Here is a 25,357-nt window from a genome sequence, read left to right as displayed (position 1 = left end):
TCAGGCGCGGTCAAATGTGAAGGATGTCAGTAGTGTCGTGACGAAGTTGCTCGCCTTTTCTTTAACGAGTACCTCTGTCCATTCGTCCGTTCCCCGCAGCCGCAGGTCTGTATAAATGCTATCGACCGCTCCCTCTTCAATGCGCTTGATGTGGTCCATAAATGTCTGCTCCCCGCCCGTATGATACACGTCCCGGATGACCATCCGCAGGATTTCCTGAATCGCAATCTGCCAGGCCGTATTGATCGCCTGTATCTCACCTGTATTTTCTGCCATGGAGACTCCTGTGAGTGGGATGGCATATGCCAACCCGAAAAGGGCCCGGTCGCTCATACGGCAATGCCGCGCCAACCAGCCTGGAGTGTTCGATCGGTGACGTGTGTCGCCGATCCAGGAACCTAAGCCTGTCTTGTTTTGCGATTGGCGTAGCGCCGATCGCGTTCAGCCTTTCGCGCCGCTTCATCCTCGATCACGCGTGCGATGTGGTTTTTCTCGCGAGAACCGCGTGCTTCTGTCTCGGCTCGCGCCTCGGCAGCTACGGCTTCCAGCTGCTCGGCTGCCTCGGCCGCCAGGCGCTCCGACTCCGCAAGCTTCACCCGTTCGCGCTCCAGGCGCCGCTCTTCCCTGGCGCCAGCAATGGCCATCCGTTCCGCCTGCCTTGCCAAATTGGTTGGCTCGGCCGCAGTCTTTGCAGTGCGGTAGGCATTCAGGAGAGCCGTCTTTGCATCCGCTGATGCCGTGCGACGATCGGAGAGTTCATTGCCTCTAGCGTTCTTCAAACGTTTGTCCTTGGATCGTGTTGCGGAAGAGGTCAGCGGGTTTTCGCTCGTCTGGTGAGGAGAGAGGCGGTCGCTGTCGCACGGTCGTGCGCTTCCTTTGCCAGCCGTGCTTCGCGAAGCCGCAGGGTCTTTTCCTCGCGGGAGCGGACGATGGAATCGAGTTCATCGACGGCGCTGTTGCGGGCGAAGAACTGCGTTTGAGCATTGCTGAAGGCGATCTCGGCCTGCTGGCGAGATTTGCTGTGTGTCTGTGACATGGATTTCCGGTTCAGGCCGCCAGATACGGCGGCAACAAAAAAGGCCAGGCAATTTGCCTGACCTCGGTTGATATCATGCTCTCAACAGTGCCAGTACATCCGTGGTCAAAGGAAAGCAGATACCGGGTGTTAGGCAGCCTGGAGATTGCAAGCCGACATCTTGCCCGACTTGTTGTCGCGCTCCAGTTCGAAGCCGATCTTCTGGCCTTCGACGAGTTCGCGCATTCCGGCGCGTTCGACGGCGGAGATGTGGACGAAGGCATCGGCGCCGCCATTGTCAGGCTGGATGAAGCCGAAGCCCTTGGTGGAATTAAACCATTTAACTGTGCCAGTGGTCATGATGAACCCTTTCATAGCAATATGCGAGGACCGCGGCACGAATGCGCCGCGGATGGTGATAACGATTTTTGAGAGGAAGGTTCGTTCAGGGCGCGGTGCCAAAGGCATTGGAGTAGAACGCCTTATAATCGGCCGTGCCAATTTGGTGTGGTGCTGATCTGCAGTGGATGTGCTAACGTATGTTAGAGCTTCGCCTTAAGGTTTATGTTGGCGACGTTCCTGCCGAGTGATGGCTCGCTGCGCGAGTTTTCGGCCCATGAGGGCCATTTCCATGTTAAAAGAACCGATTGTCCATTTCGAGGCGGCGAGTACGCTTGCCGTGGTGGTCTCATCGAACGAGCCACTGCTTTTCCTGTCCGCGGACCAGAAGGTCATTGCAGCCAGCACATCGTTCTGCAGGACCTTCGAGATTGATCCTGCGACAATTCCGGGCAGAGCGCTCAGCGAGCTCGGAAACGGCGAATGGGCAATGCCAAAGCTCGCTTCGCTGTTGAAGGCGACGGCATCCGGGAGTGCAAGGATCGAGGCCTACGAAATCGACCTCAAACGGCCTGAGCGGAAGACACGTCAGTTGATCGTCAATGCGCAGGTTCTCGATGACGGCGACAAGGACCATATCCGGCTGTTGATTGCCATCACCGACGTGACTGACGCGCGCGCCGAAGCGAAACTGAAAGACGACCTGATCCGGGAGAAAGCAATCCTGATTCAGGAGGTCCAGCACCGGGTCGCAAACAGCCTTCAGATCATTGCGAGCGTTCTCATGCAGAGTGCCCGTCGGGTGCAGTCTGAGGAGGCGCGCGGACATCTTCACAACGCCCATAACCGGGTCATGTCGATCGCGGCCGTACAGCGCCAGCTCTCAACATCACCTGGCGGCATCGTCGAACTCCGCAGCTACTTCACGCAACTTTGCGAAAGCCTCGGCGCATCGATGATTGCCGATGAGGACCGGCTCTCGATTTCGGTGACGGTCGATGACAGCGCCGTTGAAGCGGACGTGTCCATAAGCCTGGGACTGATCGTGACAGAATTGGTGATCAACGCTCTCAAGCACGCTTTCCCGAAGCAGGAGAGCGGCAGGATCGTGATCGATTACCGTTCAACTGGCACTGACTGGACCCTCACCGTCACTGACAACGGCGTCGGCATGCCAGTTGGTAGCGATGCACCCAAGGCCGGCCTCGGCACGGGCATCGTCGAAGCGCTGGCAAGGAACCTACAGGGTGAGATACAGTTGAGTGATGCAAGCCCAGGAACCGCCGTGACAATCAGTCATCGCGGCGATGCCGAGCGCCGAACCAGAATTCCAGTGGCGGCATAGGAACCGATCTCTCACTGAAACGCTAACCCAAGCCCAGGCTTTCCAGGCTCACATGAAAATCGAGCGACATATGTTTAATGGCAAGGCGGTCGTCCTGGTGGTCGAAGACAACGCGATCATTCGAATGGGCGCCGTCGACCTGGTACAATCTGCAGGCTACGAGGCGCTTGAAGCGAGCAATGCCGACGCGGCAATTCGCATCCTGGAATCGAGAGCCGACATCGACCTGGTGTTTACCGACGTGCAGATGCCGGGAACGATGGACGGCATCAAGCTATCCCACTACATCCGCAATCGATGGCCGCCGGTGAAGTTGATCGTTGCTTCCGGCAGGGCGATCCTCGAAGAGAGCAGCCTCCCCGAGGGAAGCCGGTTCTTTTCAAAGCCCTACAGCAATCATACCATCGCAGACGCAATGGCAGGAATGCTTTCGGGCGACTTTAGGATTCCCACCGCATAAAGGAGCCGCTTCAGCGCCGAAGCTGTCTTGTGCTAAATTCTCTTGTATAGCTGGTGAGGAACAAGACGGGCCGGGAATAAGGCAGCCATGTCGATTCAGCGCACGAGCTTTTACGTCCTTCTGGCGGTCGTGACGATCGCATTCATCTGGCTGCTTATCCCCTATTACAGCGCTGTCTTCTGGGCCGTTATCCTGGCAATCATTTTCTTTCCCGTTCACAAGCGACTGGAGCGTTTGTTAGGGGGCCGGCGCAGCATTGCTGCGCTGCTGACGGTGTTGATGTGCATATGCCTCGTTATCGTGCCGGCAATGATCATTCTCGGTTCTCTTATCCAGGAAGGAACCAGCCTGTATCAACGGATCAGCAGCAACGAAATCGATCTCAATGGGTATCTGGTCCGGATCCAGAGTGCATTGCCCGCCTTCATCGACAACTGGCTGAACTCCCTGAGGCTCAGCGGTTTTTCGGAGCTGCGCGCGAATATCTCCTCAGGCGTCGTGCAGGCAAGCCGGTCGGTCGGCGGCAGCTTACTCAGTTTTGGTCAAAATACGCTGCAGTTCTTCATCAGCTTCGGTATCATGCTGTATCTGCTCTTCTTCCTATTCAGGGATAGCGCTGACCTCAGCGGCAAGATCCGACATGCGATCCCGCTGAACGACGACTATACGCGGCGGTTTCTCGACAAGTTTTCCGCTGTGGTTCGCGCCACCGTCAAGGGAAACATCATCATCGCGATCATCCAGGGAACGATCGGCGGCGTTGCATTCTGGGTTCTGGGGATTGAGGCCGCCTTACTATGGGGTGTGACGATGACGTTCCTGTCGATGCTGCCTGCAATTGGCGCGGCGCTCGTATGGGTTCCGGCCGCCATCTGGCTGGTCCTCACGGGTGCCTGGCTGAAAGCATCGATCCTGGTCCTCATCGGCGTATTCATTATAGGGCTGATCGACAATCTGCTGCGCCCGCCGTTGGTCGGCGAGGGAACGCGGCTGCCCGATTACGTCGTGCTGATCTCGACAGTCGGTGGCATCTCCCTGTTCGGCATCAACGGCTTTATCATTGGCCCCTTGATCGCCGCCTTGTTCGTCGCGGCATGGTCAATTTTCGCCGAACAGCAGAATGCTGAGAGATCAAAGTCCAAAAGTATTGAATGAGAATTCACCGGCTTCCCGGCACTTTAATAACGGACGGGAGTGACGAAGCGCAGGTGATGGACGAGCTTGCGAGCCTGTCCGATAGATGCGGCGGATCGTTCCCACGCCGACGCCCAGAGAACTCGGAAACAATCATGGCACAAATTCGTACCCACCACCGCACGATCTATCACTACCGTTATGCGGTCAATCTTAGACCTCACCGGCTGATGCTGAGGCCACGCGACGGCCGCGATCTCCGGCTGCTGTCGCATGAAGTGTCGACAACGCCACAAGCCCAGATCAGTTGGGCGACCGATGTATTCGGCAACGCGGTTGCCACCGCGGTTTTCAGCGAAATGACCGATGTCCTGACCGTCGACAGCGTCGCCTTGGTCGACCTCACAGCTGTCGCATGGCCGGTCTTTGCGATCGCAGGCTCCGCCATCACATTTCCTTTCCGCTATTCGGATGAGGAATGGACCGATCTCGGCGCGCTGACGGCTCGGCAGTATGCCGACCCGTTCCAGCAACTTCAGCGCTGGGCACAGGGATTTGTCGCAAGCAATTCGACGGACACGCTGTCGCTTCTCAAGGACATAAGTGCGGGAGTGTCTTCATCGATCTCCTATCAAAGCCGTGAGGCGGAAGGCACACAGACGCCGACCCAAACACTGGAACGTGGTTGGGGATCATGCCGTGACTTCGCGGTGCTGTTTGTTGAAACTGTTCGTTGTCTGGGCTTTGGAGCCCGCATCGTGTCGGGATACCTGTTCAATCCCGATCGAATATTGTTTGGTTCGCAGAATCAGGGATCGACCCATGCCTGGGTCGAGGTATTCGTCCCCGGCGCTGGATGGATCACATTTGATCCGACCAACCGCAGCATGGGCGGGGCCAATCTTATCCCCGTTGCCGTCACCCGTGATATCGCGCAATCCGTTCCCGTCGCCGGCAGCTTCGTTGGTGCGTCCGATGCATTCATATCGATGGATGTGGAGGTCGAGGTGTCTGCGTGAGCCTCAGCAGGGCAGCGAGGATTTTAGTCGTCCAGCCATTCGCATGGATCACGACTTGACGGGATTTTCGTCATCACCACCGCACTCATCGCGCGTGCGGATCCCGGTCGCGCTGCAGGCGCGAGGCGGCGATCGAATTGGTGTCCGGTGCCAGCAAATCGTGGTTTTCGGCAAAGGCCGCAAACAGGCCGCGCGCGGTCTCGGCGTCGATTTCACCGCAGAGCGCGGCACTGCATGCCTTGAGTGCGACCGTGTGCGCGGCGTCTCGCATTGACACCGGCCATTCGACGAGATGCCGGTAGGCGTCCATCACGCTGCGAACCTCTGCTGGAAATCCGAGGCCGACAAGTATAGAAACGGGCTGTCTGAACATATCGGGTTTCATCACTCTCTCCTTCCCAACCCGGAATGTTGATGGGCGCCGTCGCCACGGCGCCCTCGTTCTGCGGAAATGTGGGTTAAGCCGCCTTCTGCGCTTCGATCTGCGCCGGAGCAGCCGACGTCAAAGCGGGCTCGCTCTGGATCGAGATCTTGCGCGGCTTCAGCGCCTCCGGGATCTCGCGAACGAGATCGATCGACAGGAGACCGTTGCTCAGATCCGCTCCGTTCACCCTGACATGGTCGGCAAGCTCGAACCGGTGTTCGAACGGACGGCCGGCAATGCCGCGATGCAGGTAGCCATCGGCGGATGCCTCCTGCTTCTTGCCGGTGACCGTCAGAAGATTGGATTGGAACGTGATGTCGAGATCGTCCTGAGCAAAGCCAGCCACCGCGATTGAGATCCGGTAGGTGTCATCGCCGGTCTTGACGATGTCATAGGGCGGCCAGTCGCTGATCGAGCGGGCGCGCTGGGCATTTTCCAGAAGGTTGAAGACCCGGTCGAAGCCGACACTCGAGCGGAACAGCGGTGCGTAGTCATAAGATGTTGCCATAGCCATATCCTCCTTGAAGCAACATGGGTACGGAAGCGCCGAAAGCGACGCTCCCAGCAAGGCCAGCCCTTCCTTAGCGGCTGGCGGCAATCGATTTGGTTTTTGAGATTTTCGGATTCAAGAGCGCGGCCAAAAAAAATTCTGGCCTTTTTTCTCTGTCGGCGCCACTCAATCTAGCGCGTAAACCGCGGCATTATCCTGGACTTCGCGGAGGCCCTTACACACCCGGATATCAGGGCGGATCACAGGTCGATCGCCTTACGCCCGAGATTACGCGTCCTTCTGGTCGTAGACGGCGACCTCAAGTTAAGTTGCCTCGAGAATCATGTTGAGGGGCGTCTGGGCCGCCCGTCGAACATGCGTGAAACCGCCCGATCGGATCACGTCGGACAAACGTTGCTCTCCTGCTTGCGCACCAAGCGCAAGACCTGTCTCCTGAGCAAGCGAGGTCGGAACGCAGATCATCGTCGAGGCGGAGTAATAGAGCCGTCCCACTGGGTTGATATTCTCCTCCAGCGTATCTCCGGCCATGGGCTCCACTACCATCCAAGTGCCGCCGTTCTTCAGGGCACGTCGGATATGAGCCGCCGCGGCGTTCGGATCGCCCATGTCGTGGAGGCAGTCGAAGCAGGTGATAAAATCGAAATCGCGACCCTCGAAATCCTGCGCCCGGCCGACTTCGAAATGGACATTCGTCAATCCGTGCGCCTGGACATGCGCAGTCGCAGCGGCAATGGAGCCCGGATGGAAGTCGTAGCCTGTAAACCGCGACTGTGGGAACGCCTGCGCCATCAAGATCGTCGATAGACCATGTCCGCATCCGACGTCAGCCACCTTCGCCCCCTTCTTCAGTTTGTCGACGACGCCGTCGAGCGCCGGCAGCCAATCCTGCACAAGCGCATTGACGTAACCAGGGCGGAAGAGCCGCGCGACGGCACAGAACATGCAGCCGGCCTGATCGCCCCAGGCCACACCCCGACCGGTCTTGAAGGCGGCCTGTACCTTCGGCTGGTTCTCGACCATCGCAGCGGCGGTATCGAACGCGCCGATCAGATTGACCGGGCTGTCCGGTGCGGCAAATACGAGAGATTGCTCGGGCGTCAGCGAGAAGCGCCCTTGCTCGTGATGCACATAGCCCGAGGCGGCCTGGGCTGCCAGCCACTCGCGCACATAGCGCGGCGCACAGCCCGCAGCCACGGCGAGTTCGTCGGCCTTCGCTGGGCCGATCTCCTTGAGGGTCGCATATAGCCCGAGCGCATCTCCGATCCGCACCAACGGCACGCTGACTGCGCCGCCAAGATCACCGAGGACCCGGCCCACCAGCTCATTGAGAGCTGTTTCGTTGAGTTCCGACATCTCGCATTCCTCCTCATCCTTGGACGGCGTCTTGCCATCCGTGACGTCGAGGATGGAACAAGTCGCCTCCAGGAGCATGAGGCGATCGTCCCGCAGCGGCGAACAATCCCGCTGATTGGCGGGACATACGTCCCGTCCGCCGCACAGAGAGCAGCTAGCTGCCGGAGACTAGTTGGAGAGCGCGATGACGATCGCCTGCGAGCGGCTATGCACGCCGAGTTTGCTGAAGATCACTGACAGCTGATTTCGTACGGTTTTGACGCTCTTGCTAAGCCGTTCTGCGATCGCCCGGTTGTCGAGCCCTTCCGCCACGAGGTCGAGAAGCGCCGCCTCGGCGGGTGTGAGATCGGCCTCGCTGACGGCGCGCGGTCGTACGGGGCTGTCCTGCCCGAGAAAAGAAGCGAGTTCTGCCTGAAATACGCTCCATGCGGGCTCATCTGGCAAGAGCACGTGGTTCTTGCTCTCTAACGGCACGAAGCTGGCGCCTGGAATTGCAGCGGCAAGCTTGCAGCCCTGGTCGAACGGCACGCGCACGTCGCCACGGCAATGCGCGATCAATGTCGGTACGCGAAGCATCGTCGCAAGCTGCAGCACATCGATCCCCTGCATTTGCCAAAGCAATTGCGCTGCAACCTCAGGTGTTGCGGTCAGGCGCTCCAGATCACCCCACCAGCGATGCTGTTCAGGCGTGCCGTCGGGGATGAAGAGGTTGGTGAAAAATTGACAAAATGCCGGATTTTCTCGTCCCCAGCCGATGCGAACAAAATTGACAAGTGTTTCGGCCTCCAGCCGCTCGGCCTCGGTCTGAGCTCTCGTCCTGGCGCCCTGGCCATACGCGTTTAGGAGAACCAGATGCGAGACCCGCTCTGGATACCTCAATGCATACGCGATAGCGAGTGCGCCGCCCTGTGAAAGACCGAGGAGAACGAAGCGCGGCTCCTCGATCGAAGCAGCCACGGCATCAAGGTCGGCGTGCCACGCGTCGAGCGAAAGGTCGGATACATGCCGGTCCGACAGGCCGCAGCCGCGCGGGTCGTAGCGTACAAACCGGTTCCGGGCAGACATCGCCCGGAGCCAGGGTCGCCAGACCGGACTCTCGAGATCACAGTCGACGTGGCTGAGCCAATGCGCCGCCCGCAGGATCACCTGGCCTTGTCCACAGGACGCGACGGCGATACGGGTGCCGTCTGCGGAGATACAAAACCGTATGGTCTGGCTGAGTTTCATCCGCCGAGAATATCGTAGGGAACGGTCGCATAACAGACCTATCCTCTCCCCATCAATTGGTGCCCCCGACGGCCAAATGCTACGCTCGGAAATTTGGTAGCGAGTTTCGATCAGGGCATCTACTTCGTCGGCAACTCCTCGACCATGCTGGCGATGTCGAGGATGAGGATGCGTCCTGCCCGTCGGTTTCGCGCAGCGTGTAGTTGAGTGAATCGAGCTGCTCGAGTTCGATCCGGTCCTCCTCGCGGCGCAGGTTGCGGTCGAGATATTGGGGCGCGCGGCCGGCGTGACCGTTCTGCACCAGCTTCATCAAGGCCAGGTCGTGCGAAGGTGTGCTTGGTCTTCCCCTGATGATTGATTTGAATTCCTGTCCCAATCCCCTTGCGTTGGAACGAATGCCGAACAAACGGCGGCGATGAGGCGCGCAAGCTGCCGTGCCAATGCCACGCGTGGTGCGTCCGCTCGCCCAGGATGCCTTCCTGTAAGCTGCATCACTGGCCGCGGCGCAATTGGCGACGCTCTTGAACAGATGCGAACCACTGACTTTGTTAAAGGAGGATAAAAATTCTCTTCGAAATCAATGGTCTAGCATTCTTCCGGAATCAGACTTTAAATAGTCTTCGCGACTCCATTTTTGTGCGTGCAAGCCAACGCCATTCATTCCGCCGCCCGGATACGCGAGGTTGCGGCCGTATTATGGGCCCGCTCCCAGTTCATCATGTAGTCACGGGTGAACGGAACGGTGTCCGCCCGCTTGGCGAGCTGAATCTGAAACACCATCATCGAGCGAAAGCGGAACCCGATCTCGCACAGATCGAGATAGAATTCCCACATGCGACAGAACCGTTCGTCATAAAAAGCCGCCGCCCGCTGGCGGTTCGCCATAAAACGCTCGCGCCAGTGGCGGAGGGTTTCGGCGTAATGCAGACGCAGGATTTCGACGTCCGTGACAACCAGGCCCGAACGCTCTGCCGATGCGAAAACCTCGGAAAGCGACGGAATATCCGCTCCGGGGAAAATGTACTTGCGAATGAACGGATTGATCGGAGCCGGCGTATCGGAGTAACCGATCGAGTGCACGAGCGCGACACCGTCGGCGGTCAGCAAATCGCTAAGCTTGCCGAAGAACTCGTCGTAATTCTTCTTTCCCACATGTTCGAACATGCCGACCGACACGATCCGGTCGAATTGGCTAGGCTCTTCTCGGTAGTCGCGCAAACGAAAGCGTGCGCGATCGGCAAGGCCCGCAGCGACCGCGCGCGCCTCTGATATCTTGTGCTGTTCGACGCTCAAGGTGACACCGGTAACATCAGCGCCGGTCTCCTTGGCCAGATACAAGCCGAGGCCACCCCAGCCGGAGCCGATATCGAGTATTTTAAGGTCTGGGCGATCGAGCAATAGCTTTGAGGCGATGTGGCGCTTCTTGCGCTCCTGCGCGGTCTCGAGATCATCGTCCTTGTTCGCGAAATATGCGCAGGAATACTGGCGATCCTTGTCGAGGAACAGGTCGTAGAGTTCATCCGACAGGTCATAATGGTGGGCGACGTTGCGACGCGCACTATCGATCGGATTATATTGCTTCAACCCACTCATGATGCGGGACAACAGCGAGAACCAAGCCGTCTGCTTGAAGTTGCCGTAGTTCCTGGCAACTATTTCGAGAGCATCGAAAAGGCTGCCCTCCTCGATGGTCAGCAGGCCGTTCATGTAGGCTTCCCCTATCGACAGCTCCGGATTCAGAGCCAGCGTATAGTCGAGATGGCGAGCACCGAGCCGGATCGTACAGCGAGGTGGAGTGCCGTCTCCACAGTCGTGTATTTTCCCGCGCCCGTCGATCAGCCGAAGGCTGCCTGTTCGTACGATTGATTTTAGGATTGCAGGAAACAGCATTTGGCAAGTCCTCAGCTCTGATCGTCACGCGGATGCAGGCGTTTGGCGCGCATACTTGCAACATCTAACGCCTTTGCAGTGAACAACAATATTTCGGAAGTGTCCGTTTGGCGCTGATGGAACGTTGCTGATCTTCCTTCGAAAGACTGTGATTTTCAATCATCATTCTTCGAGCCGCGACCATATGATTCGATTAAGGTGTTGAATACATCCGTGCTACCGTACGAAATCACAGATATACTCAGATCAGAGAAGTCTCCTTCGAGACATTACGACCGGGGAAGGCTTTGATTTGTGGCCGGAGCGGAAAGTCCGCTGCTAACACACCCAAGCGGACATGCGTTGCTCCGATGCGTCGCTCCGCGGCCGTCCAGAGATAGACCCTGATCTGAGGCACAGGGCGCTTCCAGAGGAAGGCCCAAACATCGTCATCGTACCTATTGCCGCGAGGTTCAAACCCAGCCTTGATCAGGTTCGCGCTTGCTTGGTGAACGTCATCCAAATTCGATAGAGTGATATCAATGTCGATAATTGGCTTAGCAGGCAAGCCTGGTACGGCAGTGCTACCGATGTGGTCAACAGACACTACGCAGTTGCCGAGTGTCGTCCTCAATAGGACTTCAGCGGCTGAGAAATCGTTCGTCCAATGTGGATCGAAAGGGGAGAGTTCTACTAAGGTCGGCATGGACGCATCCGTCAATATAAGAGACAGCCGATGTTAACCGATCCGCCTAATCCATGTCTCCTCCTGGCGCCCACATGCCGCTTCGCCGATCCACTGTGATGTCCGCCTTCGGGGCCGCTAAAGTAGGCTTACGACCGAGATGGGCGCTTTGCGGAAATTCCAGGCGGGAAAGCAGGTGCTCAAACAACTCGATAGCCGCGCCGCCCGCCGCATTGATACCCATCTGGCGATTTATGCTCGTTCAGGCTGAGCGACTGTTTTACGTGTTAACGTCTTTTGGCGGGACGAGATTGAACCTTGTAGGTGGGCTCGTAGTGACCTGCCACGGACTTTCATCCGGCAGCGATCTGAGCCTCGGCGGTTTTCCACTCGTCGAGCCAGGGAGCAGGCCTCCACCCGGGATATAGTCGCCACGCATGAAGAACGCGTCGCATATGATTGTTACTATGTTGTTCTGAGCGCTGCGACGGACATAGTCTGCGCGCTCGTGATCATGCTCCGTTGACACGAAATATATTGAGCGGATCGCATTCACCCCAGCAGGAGTATCAATTCTATGCCCCAGATCGCGAGTAGCGTATCGCCGACAGCGTGGGTAGTGTAGCCGAGACAGAGAATTTGGCTTTCGCTCAGTCGTTTATCATGCCCAGAGCAGCGCAGGATCAGAACCTCGTCATGTTTGCCGCAGGTGGATTGGGAGATCGTTGGAGGGTCATCCTGTATTCCTCCACTACCTTCAATATCGGTCCGAGAACCCAGTTGGGCGATGTCAGGTTAACTGGGGCTGAAAGATTTTGCGGCTATCTCGCCGTGATGAGCCAGAGCCCAGTCAATTATAAACGTCATCGCTTTCCGCCGTCTGTGATTGCCCATGCAGTCTGGCTGTATTTCCGATTTCCATTGAGCCTGCGCCTGGTCGAGGAAATGCTATTGGAGCGCGGCATCGTCGTTTCGTAGGAAACGATCCGATGCTGGGCAAAGAAGTTCGGCCCCGACTATGCCGCCCGCTTGCCGCGGAAAGCGCCCAGCCCGAATGACGTGTGGCATCTGGACGAGGTGGTCGTGACGATCGGCAGGCGGAAACACTGGCTCTGGCGTGCCGTGGACCAAGACGGTTATGTACTCGACGAAATTGTGCAGGCTCGCCGCAATACCAAAGCGGCGAAGCGGGTTCTGGTCCGGTTGATGAAGAGGCAGGGATGCCAGCCCAAGCGCATGGTCACTGACAAGCTCCGTTCATACGGCGCTGCAAGGCGTCAGGTCATGCCGGACGTCGAGCATCGATCGCACAAGGGCTTGAACAACCGTGCTGAAAACTCGCACCTGCCGCTGCCGAAACGGGAGCGGGTGATGCAGCGGTTCCGTTCGGCAGGCGCGTTGCAACGTTTCGTCAGCGTCTTCTCCGCGGTTCGCAATTTCTTTGTCCCAACCCGCCCGAAAAAGACAGCCATCGATGTCCGCCTGCATCGCCTCAGGGCGATCGCCCATTGGAGGAATGCGGCCAGCATCGCCGCGTGATTACTGCAAGCCTGCCCATTGCGCACTCGTCCCAATTAACCTGACATCACCTCTACGGGTCTTATGCGCGCGGCGACTGGGTGGAAGACCGGCTGAGTGGCTATCGCTCGGACTATGATCTGCTGATCGTCGTCAATTCAGAGAGCTTTGCTGAGGAGCAGGACCTGTGGCTTTCGCTCGATGAACGGCTGCTGCAGGAACAGATTGCCCACCGGATCGAGACGCCGGTCATTCCGATCGTCCATAGTTTGCATGACGTCAACGACCAGCTGTCACGCGGCCGGCCCTTCTTTGTCGATATCGCCAGGGACGGCAAGATCCTCTATGAAGCGAAAGGTCATCCCCTCGCACCGCCGAGGCCGCTGACAAAAGAGGAAGCAATCGTTGAGGCACAGCGCTATTTCGAGCAGTGGTTCCAGCTAACAATTGATGCTCTAGCTTTTGCAGAATTCGGGCTTTCAAACGAAAAGTTGCGCGATGGTGCCTTCATGCTTCATCAGGCGACCGAGCGTGCCTACCATTGTCTGCTCCTCACGCTGACGCTTTACAGCCCAAAATCCCACCGTATCAAAGTTCTGCGATCCAAAGCTGAAGACCTTGACAAGCGTTTGATCGAAGCGTGGCCACGCGATAGCCGGATCGCCCGGCGGCGCTTTGAGCTCCTGTCTCGCGCCTATGTCGAGGCCCGGTATTCAGCGAACTATGAGATCAGTGCGCAAGAGCTTGGTTGGTTGGTTGAACGAGTGAAGGTTCTCCAAGAGTTGGTCGAGGTGAGTTGTCGCGATCGCCTTGCGTAAGCAGAAAGATCTTGCCTGTTTTTGAATTGGTTGCTCTTGCTGAGATTCGAACCGCTCGCACCGTGGGCTAAGCCCCCGCACGGCCTTGCTGGCAGAGCGCTGGACCCCATCAACAAACCAACAGCTGGCGCCGAAGTTCACTTCCGCTCGCCTCTCCATAAACGATGAGGCGAATTGCGCTCATAGCCCAGTTCCGCGAAGCTCGCGACTTCCAAAATCAACCCCCACGGGGCTCGGAAATAGATCCAACTGAATCCCGCCAACGGTCCGCTTTCAACTAAGTTGGGTCCATCCAGCATGTCGATGCCCTGCGCTCGCAATCGTTTCGCGCACGCATGGACGTCGTCGACTTCAAAACAAAGATGCATGCCGCCGACCTCCGAGGATCGCTTCGGTCGGCTGTCTTCCTCCCCGCTATATTCGAACAGCTCGACACTCGTCCCTTCGCCGCAACGCAGGAAAACCAGATCACGTATGGTCGATTGCGCTGACGCACCCAGCTTGTTTGCCATGAAATCCTGGTCGACATCGAAGGGTCCAGTACGAAAGACCTCGATTGCGCCGAAAACCGCCCGGAAGAAAGCAATGCCCTCTTCAATATCCGGCACCGTAATGCCGATGTGGTGCATGCCGTAGACCCTGCCCGTCATATGATAACCTCATCAAATTTGTTGAGCCGCGCGAAAATGCCGGACGTGCGTGTGCAGATAGAAACCGCGGCTTGCCATCAGCGTCGCGGAGAAGGTTGCCGCAGCTAGTGTGCTGTCCGCCTGCGGGCAGCCGAATAGATCAGCGCCGCGACGATAATCAGGACGCCCTGGAACACATATTGATAGGTCTGCGAGAGACTGAGGAAGGTCACCGCGCTCAGCACTTCCGTCAGCAGGACGGCACCGAGGATCGTGCCGATGAATGTGCCGCGACCACCCGTCAGGCTCGTACCTCCGAGTACGACTGCCGTGATGCTGGACAATGTGTAGTTGACGCCCTGGCGTGGATCGCCGACGCCGATCTGTGTCATCAGCATGAGTGCGCCGAGGGCGGTCATCAGGGAGCAAGCGATATAGCCGCTGATATAGGTCAGATCGACACGAACGCCCATTCTGCGTGCGGATTCCTCGTTTGAACCGACCGACCGCAAGCGCCAGCCAAGTCTCGATCGGCGCAGCGCGTATTCACCGATCAGCGTCACGACGACGAGGATGAGGAAGGCGACCGGGAGCGGCCCCCACTGCCAGTTGATCCAATCTGTGACGGTCGAGCTGATATAGCCGTCCGGGTTTTCGCGCAGCAGAAAGCTGAAACCCTGTATCGCGATATACATGGCAAGTGTTGCGGCAATCGGCGTGAAGTTCGCATATCGGATCAAAACGCCATTCACAGCGCCAGTGACGAACGCACCTGTCAGCATGAGCAGAAATCCGATCAGCATCATACCGCTCGACATGTCCTCGGTGACGAAGAACGAGGCGACGACGACGAGAAAACCGGCTAGCGGGCCGACGGACAGGTCGATGCCGCCCATAAGCAGCGCGATCGTCTGTCCGAGGGCGATGAAGCCCAGCGCGGTCGACAGCAGGAGGATGTTGTAGATGTTGTAGATCGACAGAAAGTTGTCGTTCTGACCATTGACGAAAAGCCCGAGAAGAATTGTCACAAGCGCCAACGGCACGGCGGGCGCAATATCCGACTGCAGGAAATGGCGCAGCCCCTTCGGTGCGGTCCCCCCTGATATCGAACCGCTTTCGACATCGTGAGTTGCGGCCTTGACGGCCGCCGCGACAATGCGTTCTTCGGTGACATCATCACCGGTCAACGTTTCGACGACGTGACCGCGCGACATGACGATGACCTTATCGCACAGCCCCTCGAGCTCGACCGCATCGGATGAGTTGACGACAACAGGCGTTCCTGCCTCCGAGACGTCACGCAGGATTCGATAGATCTCGAAGCGCGCGCCAACGTCCACACCCTGCGTCGGCTCGTCGGCAATGACAATGCCAGGCTCTGACAGGAGGGCGCGCGACATTACCACCTTTTGCTGGTTGCCGCCGGACAAGGACATGATCGGTGCTTCGAGACCGGGAGCTTTGACTGCCAGCTCGCCGAAGATCGCGGTGACTTTTTCGTGCTCTCTCCTGCTGTTCATGACGCCACTTGCGGCGAACTTCTCCAGCGCAGAGAAGGTGGCGTTCTCGCGCACCGTCAGGCCGCTCGCCACGCCTTCGAGATGTCTGTCGGACGGCATGAAGGCGGATTGACGCAACAGCGTCGGTTGATTGAGGGCTTGCCCGTGAAGCGTGACCGCCCCCTCTGCCGTGTGCAGACCGGCAAGCGTGCGCATCAGCTCTGTCTGGCCGTTTCCGGAGACACCGGCGACGCCAATGATCTCGCCGCGCGCTACATCAAAACTTACATTGGTAAATCCGTGGCCGCTCAAACCCGCAACGGACAAACTGGCCTCCCCGCCGAGCCGCTTCGACTTTGGCGGAAAGGCAGCCTCCAGCGTGCGGCCGACGATCAGATTGACGAGCTCGGCATCGCTGGTGTCATCGACAAGTGCCGAACCGCGCACGCGCCCGTCTCGCATGACGGTGACGCGCTGGGCAATCTGACGCAGCTCTGCCAGACGGTGGGTGATGTAGATCACCGAGGTGCCGGCCTCCACCGCCTTGCGGATCAGACCGAAGAGCATGTCAGTTGCCTCCTGGTCGAGAGAGGCCGTCGGCTCATCAAGGATGAGGAGCTTCGGTTTCATTGCGAGCGCCTTGCCGATTTCGAGAAGATGCTTCTGCGCCACCGTCATCTGGTCGGCGCGCATGTGTAACGGCAATGCCAGTCCGACAGTGTTGAGCATCTCCCTTGCGACTTCGCTCATGGGCCGGCCGGAAAATATCGATGGCGGCAGAGCAACGCTCAGATTTTCGAGGATCGACAGGTCGTTGAGGATGGCAGGATGCTGGAAACAGATGGCGATGCCGATGGAACTCGCGAACTCGGGCGTCATCTGCCTGATGCGCTCGCCCTCGAAGCTGATCTCGCCCTCACTCGGTTGGAGCGTGCCGGCGATGATGTTCATCAATGTCGACTTGCCCGCACCGTTCTCACCGAGAATAGCATGGACCTCGCCGGGCCAGAATTCGACGCTCACGTCGCGAAGCGCGGTGATACCCCCGAAATATTTGTGGATTCCGGTCAGGCAGATCGTCTGCTCGGAACGGTTCGAAAAAGGTGTCGCGATCGCATTGATTTCTGCTGCAGCCATAGCTTGTCACCCGCTGGAAGGGAAAACCTGCCCGGAAGCGATGCTCGGGCAGGTCCTGGATGTTTTACGATTACTTTCCGACCGCCTTAGCCTGATCCTCGGCGGTAAGTTCGGAGGACAGGTAGATCGCGCCCGGCAGATCCTTGCGGCACTGCACCGCGTTCGGCTTGCCGGATACCGAATCCTCGAAGGCTGGCGCCTTGAAGACCTGTTCGCTCGGCGGTTTGCCGCCGGTGGCAAGCGCGACAGCCCATTGGACGGCGAGCCTGACATTGTCGTTGCCGGTTGCGACCGTGAAGAGCTTGAAGTCCGGATTGCTGTCCTTGTTGTCCTGCCAGAAGCAACCGAGCGAATTGCCGTCAGAGGTGGCAAGCGCCGGGATCGACTTCCCCTGCTTGGCAAAGAGCGGCAGCGCACCGACGAGAGAGGGGCCGAAGTCGGAGATGATCACATCGATCTTCTGGTTCTTGGCAATTTCCGCTGTCAGTACCTTCTGCGTCAGCGCCGGATCCCAGTTGGTGACGGCGAAGGGCTCCTGATTGACGAAGACATATTCGGGACCAAGAACCTTCTTGAGGCCCTTGAGTTCATCGAGGCCCTGGCTGTTGCCGGCAGGCCCGGAGAGGAAGAGGAGGTTTCCGCCTTTCGGCAGGACGCTCTTGATCCAGTTGCCCCAGCTTTCGCCATCGTTTTCGAAGGATGCGCCGACGAATTTCGAATAGTTCTGGCCATCCTTGCCACCAACGGCGACGCGATAGGGAACGACGACCTTGCCGGATTTGAAGACGCTGGTAATGGCTGGAAGCACGGCCGGGCCTGCATCGCCGAAGACGACAAGCGCATCAAGACCCTTGGCCGCCATGCTCTTGATGTCGGAGATCGATTTCAACGTGTCGCCCTGACCGTCGGCATATTCGTACTTGGTGATGCTCGGGCAAAGATCCACGGTCTGCTTGCCGGAGGCCGTCGTGACCTGGCGCCAGCTGTTGCCGCCATAACCGTCAAGTAGTCCGAGCGTTGCCTTCTTCGGGCCACACCAGGATGGGGCCTCGGCCTTGGCGACACCAGTCGTGGCGAATGCAGTGATCGCGGCCACAACGGAAAGCGCCAGGTATTTCGAGAGAGATGCATGTTTCATGTTTTGTCCTCCACTTTTCTTGTCCCAGTCGTTGTCTTGCGGTTTACCGTCCAGCGGATCGAGTAAACACCGATGCCAAAACCCAGAGCCAAGGCCTGGATGATGGTTTGAGCTGAAAATGGCACCCCGACCGTCAGTGCGAATTGGCTCAATTGGTTGAGGAAAAATGCCGCGATGACCGTCGAGACGGGATAGCCTCGCCCACCGAGAAGCGACGTACCGCCGAGAACCACGACAGCGACGGAGGGCAGCAGCAGGCTGTCCCCCTGAAAGGCGGTGGGCTCACGTGTGATGCCGGCAATCAGTGTGCCGGCCATGCAATAGAGAAGCTGCGCATAGACGTAGGCCATCATCTGGTGAACGCGCACGTTCAGTCCGGCAGCTCGTGCGGCAAGAGGATTGGCGCCGATCGCCTCGAACCGTCGACCCGCCACCGTCTTCTTGAGTGCGAAGCTCACGAGCGCCATGCCCGCCAGCGCGAAGATAACCGAGTTCGGCAGGCCGAGACTTTCGCCGCCTGCGATCTCGGCCAGAAGGTTGGTGGTGATCGAGGGGACGCCACCCGACACAGCAAAGACGACTGCGTAAAGCAGCGCATTGGTCCCGATCGTGGCGATGATCGCGTTTAGCCTGAAGATGCTGACGAGAAGCCCGTTCAGGGAGCCCGCGACGAGCGAAATGCCAATCGACAGAAGGACTGCCTGATATAGCAACGCATCGTTCTGCTGCGGAAAGTGGGTTGCGATGACGACGGCAAGCGACACCGCGCCGGGAAGGGAAAGGTCGAAGCCGCCCTGCTGCACCACGAGCAACTGACCGAGACCGACGATGGCGATGATCGCAGCAAAGGGCAGGCTCCCTGAAAGTGCGCCCCAGGATAGGCTCGAAGGCGCGAAGGACGCGCATACGAGAAGGAGAACGAGCGTCGAGAAGACGACGGTCACGAAGCTTCGCGCCAGCGGTATCGGCAAGATTGTCCCCCTTGGATGCTTGTTGGAAGCAATGGGAAAGGCGTTCGTCATCGAAGTCTGTCTTTCGCGCTGAAGGTCATGGCTCCGCCGCCGAGCTCCCGGTAAAAATCTGGCGGGCCCGTTCGGCAAATTTTCAAGAAAGGAGACCGACGTCAGGTATCCCGGTTCGGAAAAACCCAACTGATCGATGCGTCGGCCTTTGGCGGACGTCGCAGTCGCCTAGGCCGTCGACGCGCTGACAGTGGGTGGGGCGGATTTCGCGATTCCTGGTACTCGACGTGAAATCCGCTGCAAATGCTCCCGGCTTCTGCGAGCCAGTCGCGGATCTCGTCCCAGTTGATTGTACCTGCCGCTTTCATTTTCCCTCCTCCTCAGAAAATCAGCTGCTGCCGGGACGCTCTGGCGTCCCGATGCGGTCGTGTTAGCGACGGCCGCCGATTGTTGGCCGCCACTCGTAAATGGCGACGCTTGCATAGACGTCGTGGAGGACGAAAGGATCCTCCGCGCTGAAGCGATGCATTTCCTCCAGCGAACTGACATCGGCCACGACAACTCCTCCGCTGCCTTGGCCGAATTCATCCACGATCGGTCCGGACTGGACGATGCCGACCCGACCGGACCGCAGATGGCGCTTGTGGTCCTCGAGATAGGTTTCGCGTTCGGCCGCCTTACCGGGATTGGATAGTGCGACACGAACTGCAAGCATGACCTCTCCCTCCCTGGCAGCCAAATCGGCCTCCGTCTCCCGTCCAATTTCGGATATCGGAGACATCGCAATAGTGATGGTAACCGCACTCTGAGCAAAGGAAACAGTGGAATTATCCATTTTGGATTTCCGGATTTCCCTGCCGCCACTAGGCAAAACTCCTCGTCGCGTCCAACGCCACCGTATGGGCGCAAACCTATTTTGCCCGGGGTTCGTCGCCCCGGAAAGCACGCTCGAGCAGGTCGATCAGACCTTCCTTTTCCAGAGCACGCGGGTTCCAATAAGCATTCGACATGGCTTGTTCGACGGCAGCTCCGACACTGCCTTGCGGCATGCCGAGCTCCTGCAGAGACATCGTCGCGCCGAGCCGCCTCGAAAGATCAAAGAGTGCCTGGGCGGGATCGGCGGCGCCAAGCTTGTTGCCGAGCATGTCCATCGCCGCTGGTGCGGCACTGGCATTATAGGCGATGGCATGCGGCAGCACGGCGGTATGCATTGCGGCGTGCGGCAGGTTGAACATGCCGCCGAGCGTGTGGCAAAGCTTGTGGTGCAACGCCATTCCGACCGACCCAAGACAAATACCGCAGAGCCAGGCGCCATAGAGAGCATCCGAACGGGCCGTCTTGTCCCCAGGGTTCTGGCTGATCCTGGGCAAGGCGCGAACGATCGCATTGATCCCCTCCAGCGCCATCATCGAAATGATCGGGTTTGCCTCCCGGGCATAGAGTGCCTCAACCGCGTGGGCGACGGCATTCATGCCGCTCGTGACGGACATTGAAACCGGCAGGCTGAGCGTCAGGTCGACATCGTAGACGATGATTTCGGGAAGAATGCGAGGATCGGATCGCGTCACCTTTCGTCCACCCTCGGTTTCTCCAAGGATCGGCGTTGCCTCCGATCCGGCATAGGTGGTCGGAACAACGATCTGGGCGAGATCGGTGCGATAGGCGATCGCCTTGCCGAGACCGGTCGTCGATCCCCCGCCGATCGCGACGAGGCCATCAGCTCGGATTGCCTCGACCTGTCGCATGGCGTCGACCGTCACATCGGTCGGCGTATGCATCGTCGCCTTGGAATACATTCCGGCCACGCGCGCACCGAGATGGGCGGCGATATCTCGTGCCTGGCTTTCCTGTTCTGGTGTGGAGAGTACGAGCAGGCGTCTTGCCCCGAGCCTGTCGGCCTCCTCCGCGAGCCTTGAGATCGTGCCGCTTCCGAAAATGACGCGGCCGGGATTTCCGGTATAGACGAAGTGTTCCATGTCGGCCTCCTAGCGCCCCTGCCCGGTGCGGGTGAGAACGAAATCGAAATCGGAGCGCCACAGCGTGTCGCCGTTCTCGACAGGTTCGAAAGGCGCGACCAGTGTCTTCTTCACGCCGAAAACGGTGTCAGATTGAAGGTAGGGGTCGTTCCCGACGAAGGTGTGGGTCACGAGCTTCTGAAAGCCGTCGGCGCGGACCATGTAGTGCATGTGGGCCGGGCGATAGGGATGGCGTCCGAGCGACGCCAGCATCTTGCCAACCGGTCCGTCATCAGGAATGGGATAGGAAACCGGCTTGATGCCAACAAAGCTGTAGGCTCCGTCGGGGCCGGTGATAAACACACCGCGATTGTTCCACTGCGGCTGGATATCGGGCTGCTGCACGTCGTAATAGCCTTCCGCATTGTCTGACCAGACGTCTATACGAGCGCCCGTTACCGGATTGCCGTCTAGATCGAGCACCCGGCCGGTGAACAGACAGCTTTCGCCCTTGCCATCGAGGCAGATCTGATCGCCCATCCGGCGTACCGGAGCGCCCTCGACATGGAACGGGCCGAAGACAGTGTTTTCGGTCGCCCCTTGTGGCCGCCTGTTGTTGATGGCGTCGACCAGCATGGAAAGACCGAGCGTATCGGAGAGCAGGATGAATTCCTGGCGCTCCTGCGTGCAGATGTGCCCCGTGCGGGTCAGGAAATCGATGCCGAATTCCCATTCCTCCTGCGTGAGCTCGGTCTCGCGCGCGAAATTGTGGAGATGCTTCACGAGAGATGCCATGATCTTGGCAAGTCGCGGATTGACGTCCTTGGCCATGCGCGCATTGACGGTCTCGATCGAGTTTTCCTCGGTGAAATATCCGGCCGGCGAAACCGGTGCTGTGAGGTCGGCACTCATGCGGTCCTCCTTCATCAGGGTATGATGCGATCCGCACGCAGGCGGTCGAAAGCGTCGGTGAAGGACTGGGTCGTATCCTGATAATCCATGAATCCGAGCTTGCGGCTGCGGCCCATGTCATTGAAGGTCTCGACCTGCCGTCCAAGATCCGCGTCCGAATGCCAGAAGGAGGCGACCCGCGAGAGCGCATTGGGCTGCAGGTCATACTTCCTGACCATCCCATCCCAGATCTCGTCTGCGCCCGCCATCTGGATTTCGAGGGGATCGGGCGCACCGCAATAGGGTGCTGCCTCGATGCCGAAATAGGCGGCGATCCGTGGCCACAGCCATTTCCAGCGGAAGACCTCGCCATTGACGACGTTGAACGCGAGATTGGCCGCTTCCTTGGTGGTTGCGGCCCATCGAAGATGCCGGGCGAGCAGGCGCGCATCGGTGACATCGGTTGTCGCCTGCCATTGCTGCGGCGATCCCGGGAAGACGAAGGGCCTTCCCGTCTCCTTGCAGATCGATGCGTAGACGGCGAGTGTTGCAGCCATGTTCATCGCATTGCCGACAGCATAGCCGATCAGCGTATGCGGCCGGTGGATGGACCAGGTAAAACCGTCGCGGGCTGCGGCAGCAAACACCTCATCCTCCTGGACATAGTAGAAATTTTCCCCCGGCAGACGTTCCTGCTCTTCGCGGAAAGGGGTTTCGGGCTGTGTCTTGGCGTAGGATTCGAACGGCCCGAGATAATGCTTGGTGCCGGTCGTCAACGCGACATGGCCGACACTTGCGCCCTGCAAGCCATCGAGCACATTGCGGACGATCGCCCCGTTCACCTTGCAGTTTTCCGCTTCCGTCTCCTGGCGCGACCATGCGGTGATGAAAACGTGGCTTGGCCGCAGGCCGAGCAGCGCACCACGGACGGAATCCGGATCGACGAGATCGCACTGAAGCGTTTGCACCCCGGCGACCGGGCTGACGGATCGGGACAGGCCCGATACGCTCCAGTCACCCGCGGCAAGCAGGAGTTCGGCTAGGTTGCTTCCGGTAATGCCGGTCGCGCCGACAATCAGGGCATGGTTTGTCATGGGTTCAACCGTTCAACAGTGTGATCTTGATACTCTTGGTCGGATCCTGCCCGAAGGCAAAGGCCTGGACCGCCTCCGTCAGGGCAAAGTCATGTGTCTGTATCGGCGACAGATCGATGCCCGTCCGTTCCAGAAAGCGAATAGCAGCCGGCCATACACCCGGTGAGCCGATGCAACCGCGCACCGTCAGGTTCTTCATCTGAATCTGGCCGATCACGACCGGTACCTTACGGCCGATATTGATGCCGACCATCGACATACGGCCTTCCTCGCGCGCGTAGTCGAATGCTGCCGCAAGCGAGGCATCATGACCGGAGGCCTCGATGACGAGATCGGCCCCCTTTCCGCCGGTCAGCTCGCGGATTGCCTCTGCCGCACCGCCGTCAGATGGATCGAGCGCGACGTCTGAGCCGAGCCGCTTTGCCACATCCCGGCGCGAGGCGAGCGGATCGACGACGATCACACGCGCACCCATGCCGATGGCGGCTGCAGCCGACACAAGGCCGACCGTACCGCCGCCTGAGATCACGACGGTCTCGCTGGCATTTGTCCCGCCGGAACGAAGGACAGCATAAAACCCGCAGGTGAACGGCTCGATCAGCGCGGCTTTCTTGTCGTCGACGGCGTCCGGCAGCTTATGAAGCCATTCCGGATTGACCGTAAAATACTCGCGGTCAGCGCCGCTCATCGAAAAGCCGAAATGATGCAGGCGATCAGGCGTGCGCACCACGCATTCGCCGACAACGCGGTCCCCCTTGCTGAAGCCCTGGACGTTGCGTCCGACCTCGACGATTTCGCCGCTCCATTCGTGCCCTGGTGTGACTGGGTAGGAGATCGGGATGATGTAGCGGCCGGCAAGCAGTTCATAATCGGAGTGGCAGATCCCCACCGCCTTGGTGTGAACGAGAACCTCGTTCGGCGACAGGTCCGGTATTCCAACTTCGGCGATGACGGGCTTTTCAGGAGCCTCGAAAACCAGAGCTTTCATGTCCTTCTCCTCAGACCTTCTCGAGCGTGCCGCTCTTAGCGGAGCGTACAATCGCTTCCAGCAGTGCGATATTGTTGATCATATCGTCACCGGTGATCGGATAATCCGCCTCGCCGCGGATCGCCCGGGCGAATGCCCTTAGATTGTCACGGACCGGTTCGGCCGGCGGCAGCTCACGAACGGTGATCTTCTCCTTCTTCCAGCCCTCGGTCACCACCCAGCCATCGGGTGCCTCGACATGCGCCCTGTCGCGCACTTCGATCCATCCCTCCGTTCCGAAGACGGCGAAGCGGGAGATGAAGGGGGTGGCAAGCGTTGCCGAGACATAGGCCGTGCCGCCGCCTGAAAAACGGATATGCGCACTCATCGTATCGCCCTGCGGGATACTGGACGTGAGATTTTCGCAAACGACGCGCACGTCTGCGGCAGGACCCATCAGCTTCACCGAGAGGTCGGTCAGATGGATGCCCGTCGCTGTCATGCCGCCGGCTGGCGCCTGATCGGCCTTCAGCCGCCAGTTGGAGGGGTCGAGTGCCAGAAACTTGTCATGGCTGAAATTCGCCTCGATCTGCAGAAGCCTGCCGATCTTGCCTGATTTTGCAGCCTCCAGGATTGCAGCGATCGGCGGTTCGAAACGACGCTCGTGGCCCATGCCGAGGACAAGCCCCGCATCGCGGCAGAGATCCACCGATGCCTGCGCGCCAGCCTTGGTCAGGTCCAGCGGCTTTTCGCAGAAGACGTGTTTTCCGGCTGCAACGACGCGCGCGATCTGTTCCCGGTGCAGCGAATGCGGTGTCGCGAGCACAACAGCTTCGATCGTCGGATCCGCGAGCGCTTCCGCCATATCCTGAGAATATTGCAAACCCATCTCGGCGGCGAAGGCGGCCGCGTCGGGATTGGGATCGATGCCGCGGACGAAATGCATTTTCGCGCCTCCGGCATTGACGAGGCTCGCCATCTTGCGACCCCACCAGCCGAGACCGACCAGCGCTGCGATGACGGGTTTTTCTTCGCGCATGGTCATCTATTGTCCACTCGCTTGTTGAAAGGGTGGATGTTGACGGTTTTCCAAACGCCGGCCTTCGTGAAGGGATCAGCCTTGTTGAACGCGACGACCTCTTCCTTGGTATCGGCATCGAAGACGAAAAGCGAACCGATCATGGTTTCGTTATCGTCGGCCAGAAGCGGGCCGGAAATGACAGTCTTGGTCTTGCCGGTCGACAGATACGCCTTGTGGGCGTCGTAATTCGCGAGGCGCTTGTCGACAGCCCCCTCGTGATCCAGGCAATGAACAACATAGTGCATGTCTAATCCCTTTCGAATTCTGGCAATGGCGTCGTCGTTGAA

Annotated in this window: 26 protein-coding genes and 1 pseudogene; 6 read left to right on the top strand and 21 right to left on the bottom strand. The window is 58.9% G+C overall.

Annotation, left to right across the window (positions count from 1 at the left end):
• From AC1DM5_RS33230 to AC1DM5_RS33215, 4 genes are all read right to left on the bottom strand, one after another.
• A complete protein-coding gene (locus AC1DM5_RS33230) occupies positions 1 to 276 on the bottom strand; it encodes a hypothetical protein (protein ID WP_477824317.1) in 276 nt (91 codons plus the stop codon).
• 122 nt (positions 277 to 398) lie between these two features.
• Complete coding sequence (locus AC1DM5_RS33225) at positions 399 to 779, bottom strand: DUF6481 family protein (RefSeq protein WP_477824316.1); 381 nt, start codon at positions 777 to 779, stop codon at positions 399 to 401.
• Positions 780 to 811: 32 nt separating this feature from the next.
• Positions 812 to 1,036 (bottom strand): hypothetical protein, encoded by a 225-nt coding sequence (locus AC1DM5_RS33220; protein ID WP_477824315.1) that lies wholly within the window; start codon positions 1,034 to 1,036, stop codon positions 812 to 814.
• 129 nt (positions 1,037 to 1,165) lie between these two features.
• On the bottom strand, positions 1,166 to 1,375 hold the full coding sequence (locus tag AC1DM5_RS33215; RefSeq protein WP_003504088.1) for a cold-shock protein: 210 nt from the start codon (positions 1,373 to 1,375) through the stop codon (positions 1,166 to 1,168).
• A gap of 271 nt (positions 1,376 to 1,646) precedes the next feature.
• Between AC1DM5_RS33215 and AC1DM5_RS33210 the strand changes: the two genes are divergently transcribed.
• From AC1DM5_RS33210 to AC1DM5_RS33195, 4 genes are all read left to right on the top strand, one after another.
• Positions 1,647 to 2,699, top strand: a complete 1,053-nt coding sequence (locus AC1DM5_RS33210) for a sensor histidine kinase (protein WP_477976684.1) — start codon at positions 1,647 to 1,649, stop codon at positions 2,697 to 2,699.
• A 70-nt stretch (positions 2,700 to 2,769) separates the two neighbouring features.
• A complete protein-coding gene (locus tag AC1DM5_RS33205; RefSeq protein ID WP_477824390.1) occupies positions 2,770 to 3,159 on the top strand; it encodes a response regulator in 390 nt (129 codons plus the stop codon).
• An 87-nt stretch (positions 3,160 to 3,246) separates the two neighbouring features.
• Positions 3,247 to 4,314 carry an AI-2E family transporter gene (locus AC1DM5_RS33200; protein WP_477976674.1) on the top strand — a complete coding sequence of 356 codons (1,068 nt, stop codon included), beginning with the start codon at positions 3,247 to 3,249 and terminating at the stop codon, positions 4,312 to 4,314.
• A gap of 134 nt (positions 4,315 to 4,448) precedes the next feature.
• Positions 4,449 to 5,312, top strand: a complete 864-nt coding sequence (locus AC1DM5_RS33195; protein WP_477976672.1) for a transglutaminase family protein — start codon at positions 4,449 to 4,451, stop codon at positions 5,310 to 5,312.
• 85 nt (positions 5,313 to 5,397) lie between these two features.
• Here AC1DM5_RS33195 and AC1DM5_RS33190 read toward each other — a convergent pair whose 3' ends face one another.
• The 6 genes from AC1DM5_RS33190 to AC1DM5_RS33165 form a co-directional block, all read right to left on the bottom strand.
• Positions 5,398 to 5,697, bottom strand: coding sequence for a DUF982 domain-containing protein (locus AC1DM5_RS33190; protein WP_477823433.1), 300 nt, complete (start codon positions 5,695 to 5,697; stop codon positions 5,398 to 5,400).
• 73 nt (positions 5,698 to 5,770) lie between these two features.
• The gene (locus AC1DM5_RS33185; RefSeq protein WP_477823432.1) at positions 5,771 to 6,244 is read right to left on the bottom strand and encodes an Hsp20 family protein; all 474 of its coding nucleotides are present in this window, start codon (positions 6,242 to 6,244) and stop codon (positions 5,771 to 5,773) included.
• 306 nt (positions 6,245 to 6,550) lie between these two features.
• Positions 6,551 to 7,600: a class I SAM-dependent methyltransferase gene (locus AC1DM5_RS33180; RefSeq protein WP_477823436.1), complete on the bottom strand. Its 1,050-nt coding sequence runs from the start codon at positions 7,598 to 7,600 to the stop codon at positions 6,551 to 6,553.
• A 168-nt stretch (positions 7,601 to 7,768) separates the two neighbouring features.
• Complete coding sequence (locus AC1DM5_RS33175; RefSeq protein WP_477823431.1) at positions 7,769 to 8,827, bottom strand: alpha/beta fold hydrolase; 1,059 nt, start codon at positions 8,825 to 8,827, stop codon at positions 7,769 to 7,771.
• 657 nt (positions 8,828 to 9,484) lie between these two features.
• Positions 9,485 to 10,534 (bottom strand): class I SAM-dependent methyltransferase, encoded by a 1,050-nt coding sequence (locus tag AC1DM5_RS33170; RefSeq protein ID WP_477976670.1) that lies wholly within the window; start codon positions 10,532 to 10,534, stop codon positions 9,485 to 9,487.
• 424 nt (positions 10,535 to 10,958) lie between these two features.
• Complete coding sequence (locus tag AC1DM5_RS33165; protein ID WP_477823429.1) at positions 10,959 to 11,402, bottom strand: GrpB family protein; 444 nt, start codon at positions 11,400 to 11,402, stop codon at positions 10,959 to 10,961.
• An 813-nt stretch (positions 11,403 to 12,215) separates the two neighbouring features.
• On the opposite strand from AC1DM5_RS33165, the pseudogene AC1DM5_RS33160 reads away from it, so the two are divergent.
• Both AC1DM5_RS33160 and AC1DM5_RS33155 read left to right on the top strand, forming a co-directional pair.
• A pseudogene (locus AC1DM5_RS33160) lies at positions 12,216 to 12,920 on the top strand (IS6 family transposase).
• Positions 12,921 to 13,000: 80 nt separating this feature from the next.
• A complete protein-coding gene (locus AC1DM5_RS33155; RefSeq protein WP_477823428.1) occupies positions 13,001 to 13,717 on the top strand; it encodes a HEPN domain-containing protein in 717 nt (238 codons plus the stop codon).
• Between the two features lie 137 nt (positions 13,718 to 13,854).
• Here AC1DM5_RS33155 and AC1DM5_RS33150 read toward each other — a convergent pair whose 3' ends face one another.
• The 11 genes from AC1DM5_RS33150 to AC1DM5_RS33100 all read right to left on the bottom strand — a co-directional run bounded on the left by AC1DM5_RS33150 (position 13,855) and on the right by AC1DM5_RS33100 (position 25,315).
• Entirely contained in the window at positions 13,855 to 14,367 is a 513-nt protein-coding gene (locus tag AC1DM5_RS33150; RefSeq protein WP_477823427.1) for a VOC family protein, read from the bottom strand.
• A gap of 104 nt (positions 14,368 to 14,471) precedes the next feature.
• Positions 14,472 to 16,982, bottom strand: coding sequence for an ATP-binding cassette domain-containing protein (locus AC1DM5_RS33145; protein ID WP_477976668.1), 2,511 nt, complete (start codon positions 16,980 to 16,982; stop codon positions 14,472 to 14,474).
• A 70-nt stretch (positions 16,983 to 17,052) separates the two neighbouring features.
• Positions 17,053 to 18,120 (bottom strand): substrate-binding domain-containing protein, encoded by a 1,068-nt coding sequence (locus AC1DM5_RS33140; RefSeq protein WP_477823425.1) that lies wholly within the window; start codon positions 18,118 to 18,120, stop codon positions 17,053 to 17,055.
• Positions 18,117 to 19,091, bottom strand: coding sequence for an ABC transporter permease (locus AC1DM5_RS33135; RefSeq protein WP_477823424.1), 975 nt, complete (start codon positions 19,089 to 19,091; stop codon positions 18,117 to 18,119). The genes AC1DM5_RS33140 and AC1DM5_RS33135 overlap by 4 nt, the downstream gene beginning before the upstream one ends.
• Positions 19,092 to 19,512: 421 nt before the next feature.
• Positions 19,513 to 19,797 (bottom strand): YciI family protein, encoded by a 285-nt coding sequence (locus AC1DM5_RS33130; RefSeq protein WP_477823423.1) that lies wholly within the window; start codon positions 19,795 to 19,797, stop codon positions 19,513 to 19,515.
• 196 nt (positions 19,798 to 19,993) lie between these two features.
• Positions 19,994 to 21,058, bottom strand: a complete 1,065-nt coding sequence (locus tag AC1DM5_RS33125) for a maleylacetate reductase (RefSeq protein ID WP_477823422.1) — start codon at positions 21,056 to 21,058, stop codon at positions 19,994 to 19,996.
• A 9-nt stretch (positions 21,059 to 21,067) separates the two neighbouring features.
• The gene (locus tag AC1DM5_RS33120; RefSeq protein ID WP_477976666.1) at positions 21,068 to 21,949 is read right to left on the bottom strand and encodes an intradiol ring-cleavage dioxygenase; all 882 of its coding nucleotides are present in this window, start codon (positions 21,947 to 21,949) and stop codon (positions 21,068 to 21,070) included.
• A gap of 14 nt (positions 21,950 to 21,963) precedes the next feature.
• Positions 21,964 to 23,022 carry an SDR family oxidoreductase gene (locus tag AC1DM5_RS33115; RefSeq protein WP_477823420.1) on the bottom strand — a complete coding sequence of 353 codons (1,059 nt, stop codon included), beginning with the start codon at positions 23,020 to 23,022 and terminating at the stop codon, positions 21,964 to 21,966.
• Between the two features lie 4 nt (positions 23,023 to 23,026).
• A complete protein-coding gene (locus tag AC1DM5_RS33110) occupies positions 23,027 to 24,010 on the bottom strand; it encodes a zinc-dependent alcohol dehydrogenase (RefSeq protein ID WP_477976664.1) in 984 nt (327 codons plus the stop codon).
• 10 nt (positions 24,011 to 24,020) lie between these two features.
• Positions 24,021 to 25,034, bottom strand: coding sequence for a Gfo/Idh/MocA family protein (locus AC1DM5_RS33105; protein WP_477823418.1), 1,014 nt, complete (start codon positions 25,032 to 25,034; stop codon positions 24,021 to 24,023).
• Entirely contained in the window at positions 25,031 to 25,315 is a 285-nt protein-coding gene (locus tag AC1DM5_RS33100; RefSeq protein WP_477823417.1) for a YciI family protein, read from the bottom strand. Before AC1DM5_RS33100 ends, AC1DM5_RS33105 begins: the two co-directional genes overlap by 4 nt.
• Positions 25,316 to 25,357: the final 42 nt, after the last annotated feature.

The organism is Rhizobium sp. 01T437 (assembly GCF_056398505.1).
This window is presented reverse-complemented; position numbering and strand designations above follow the sequence as displayed.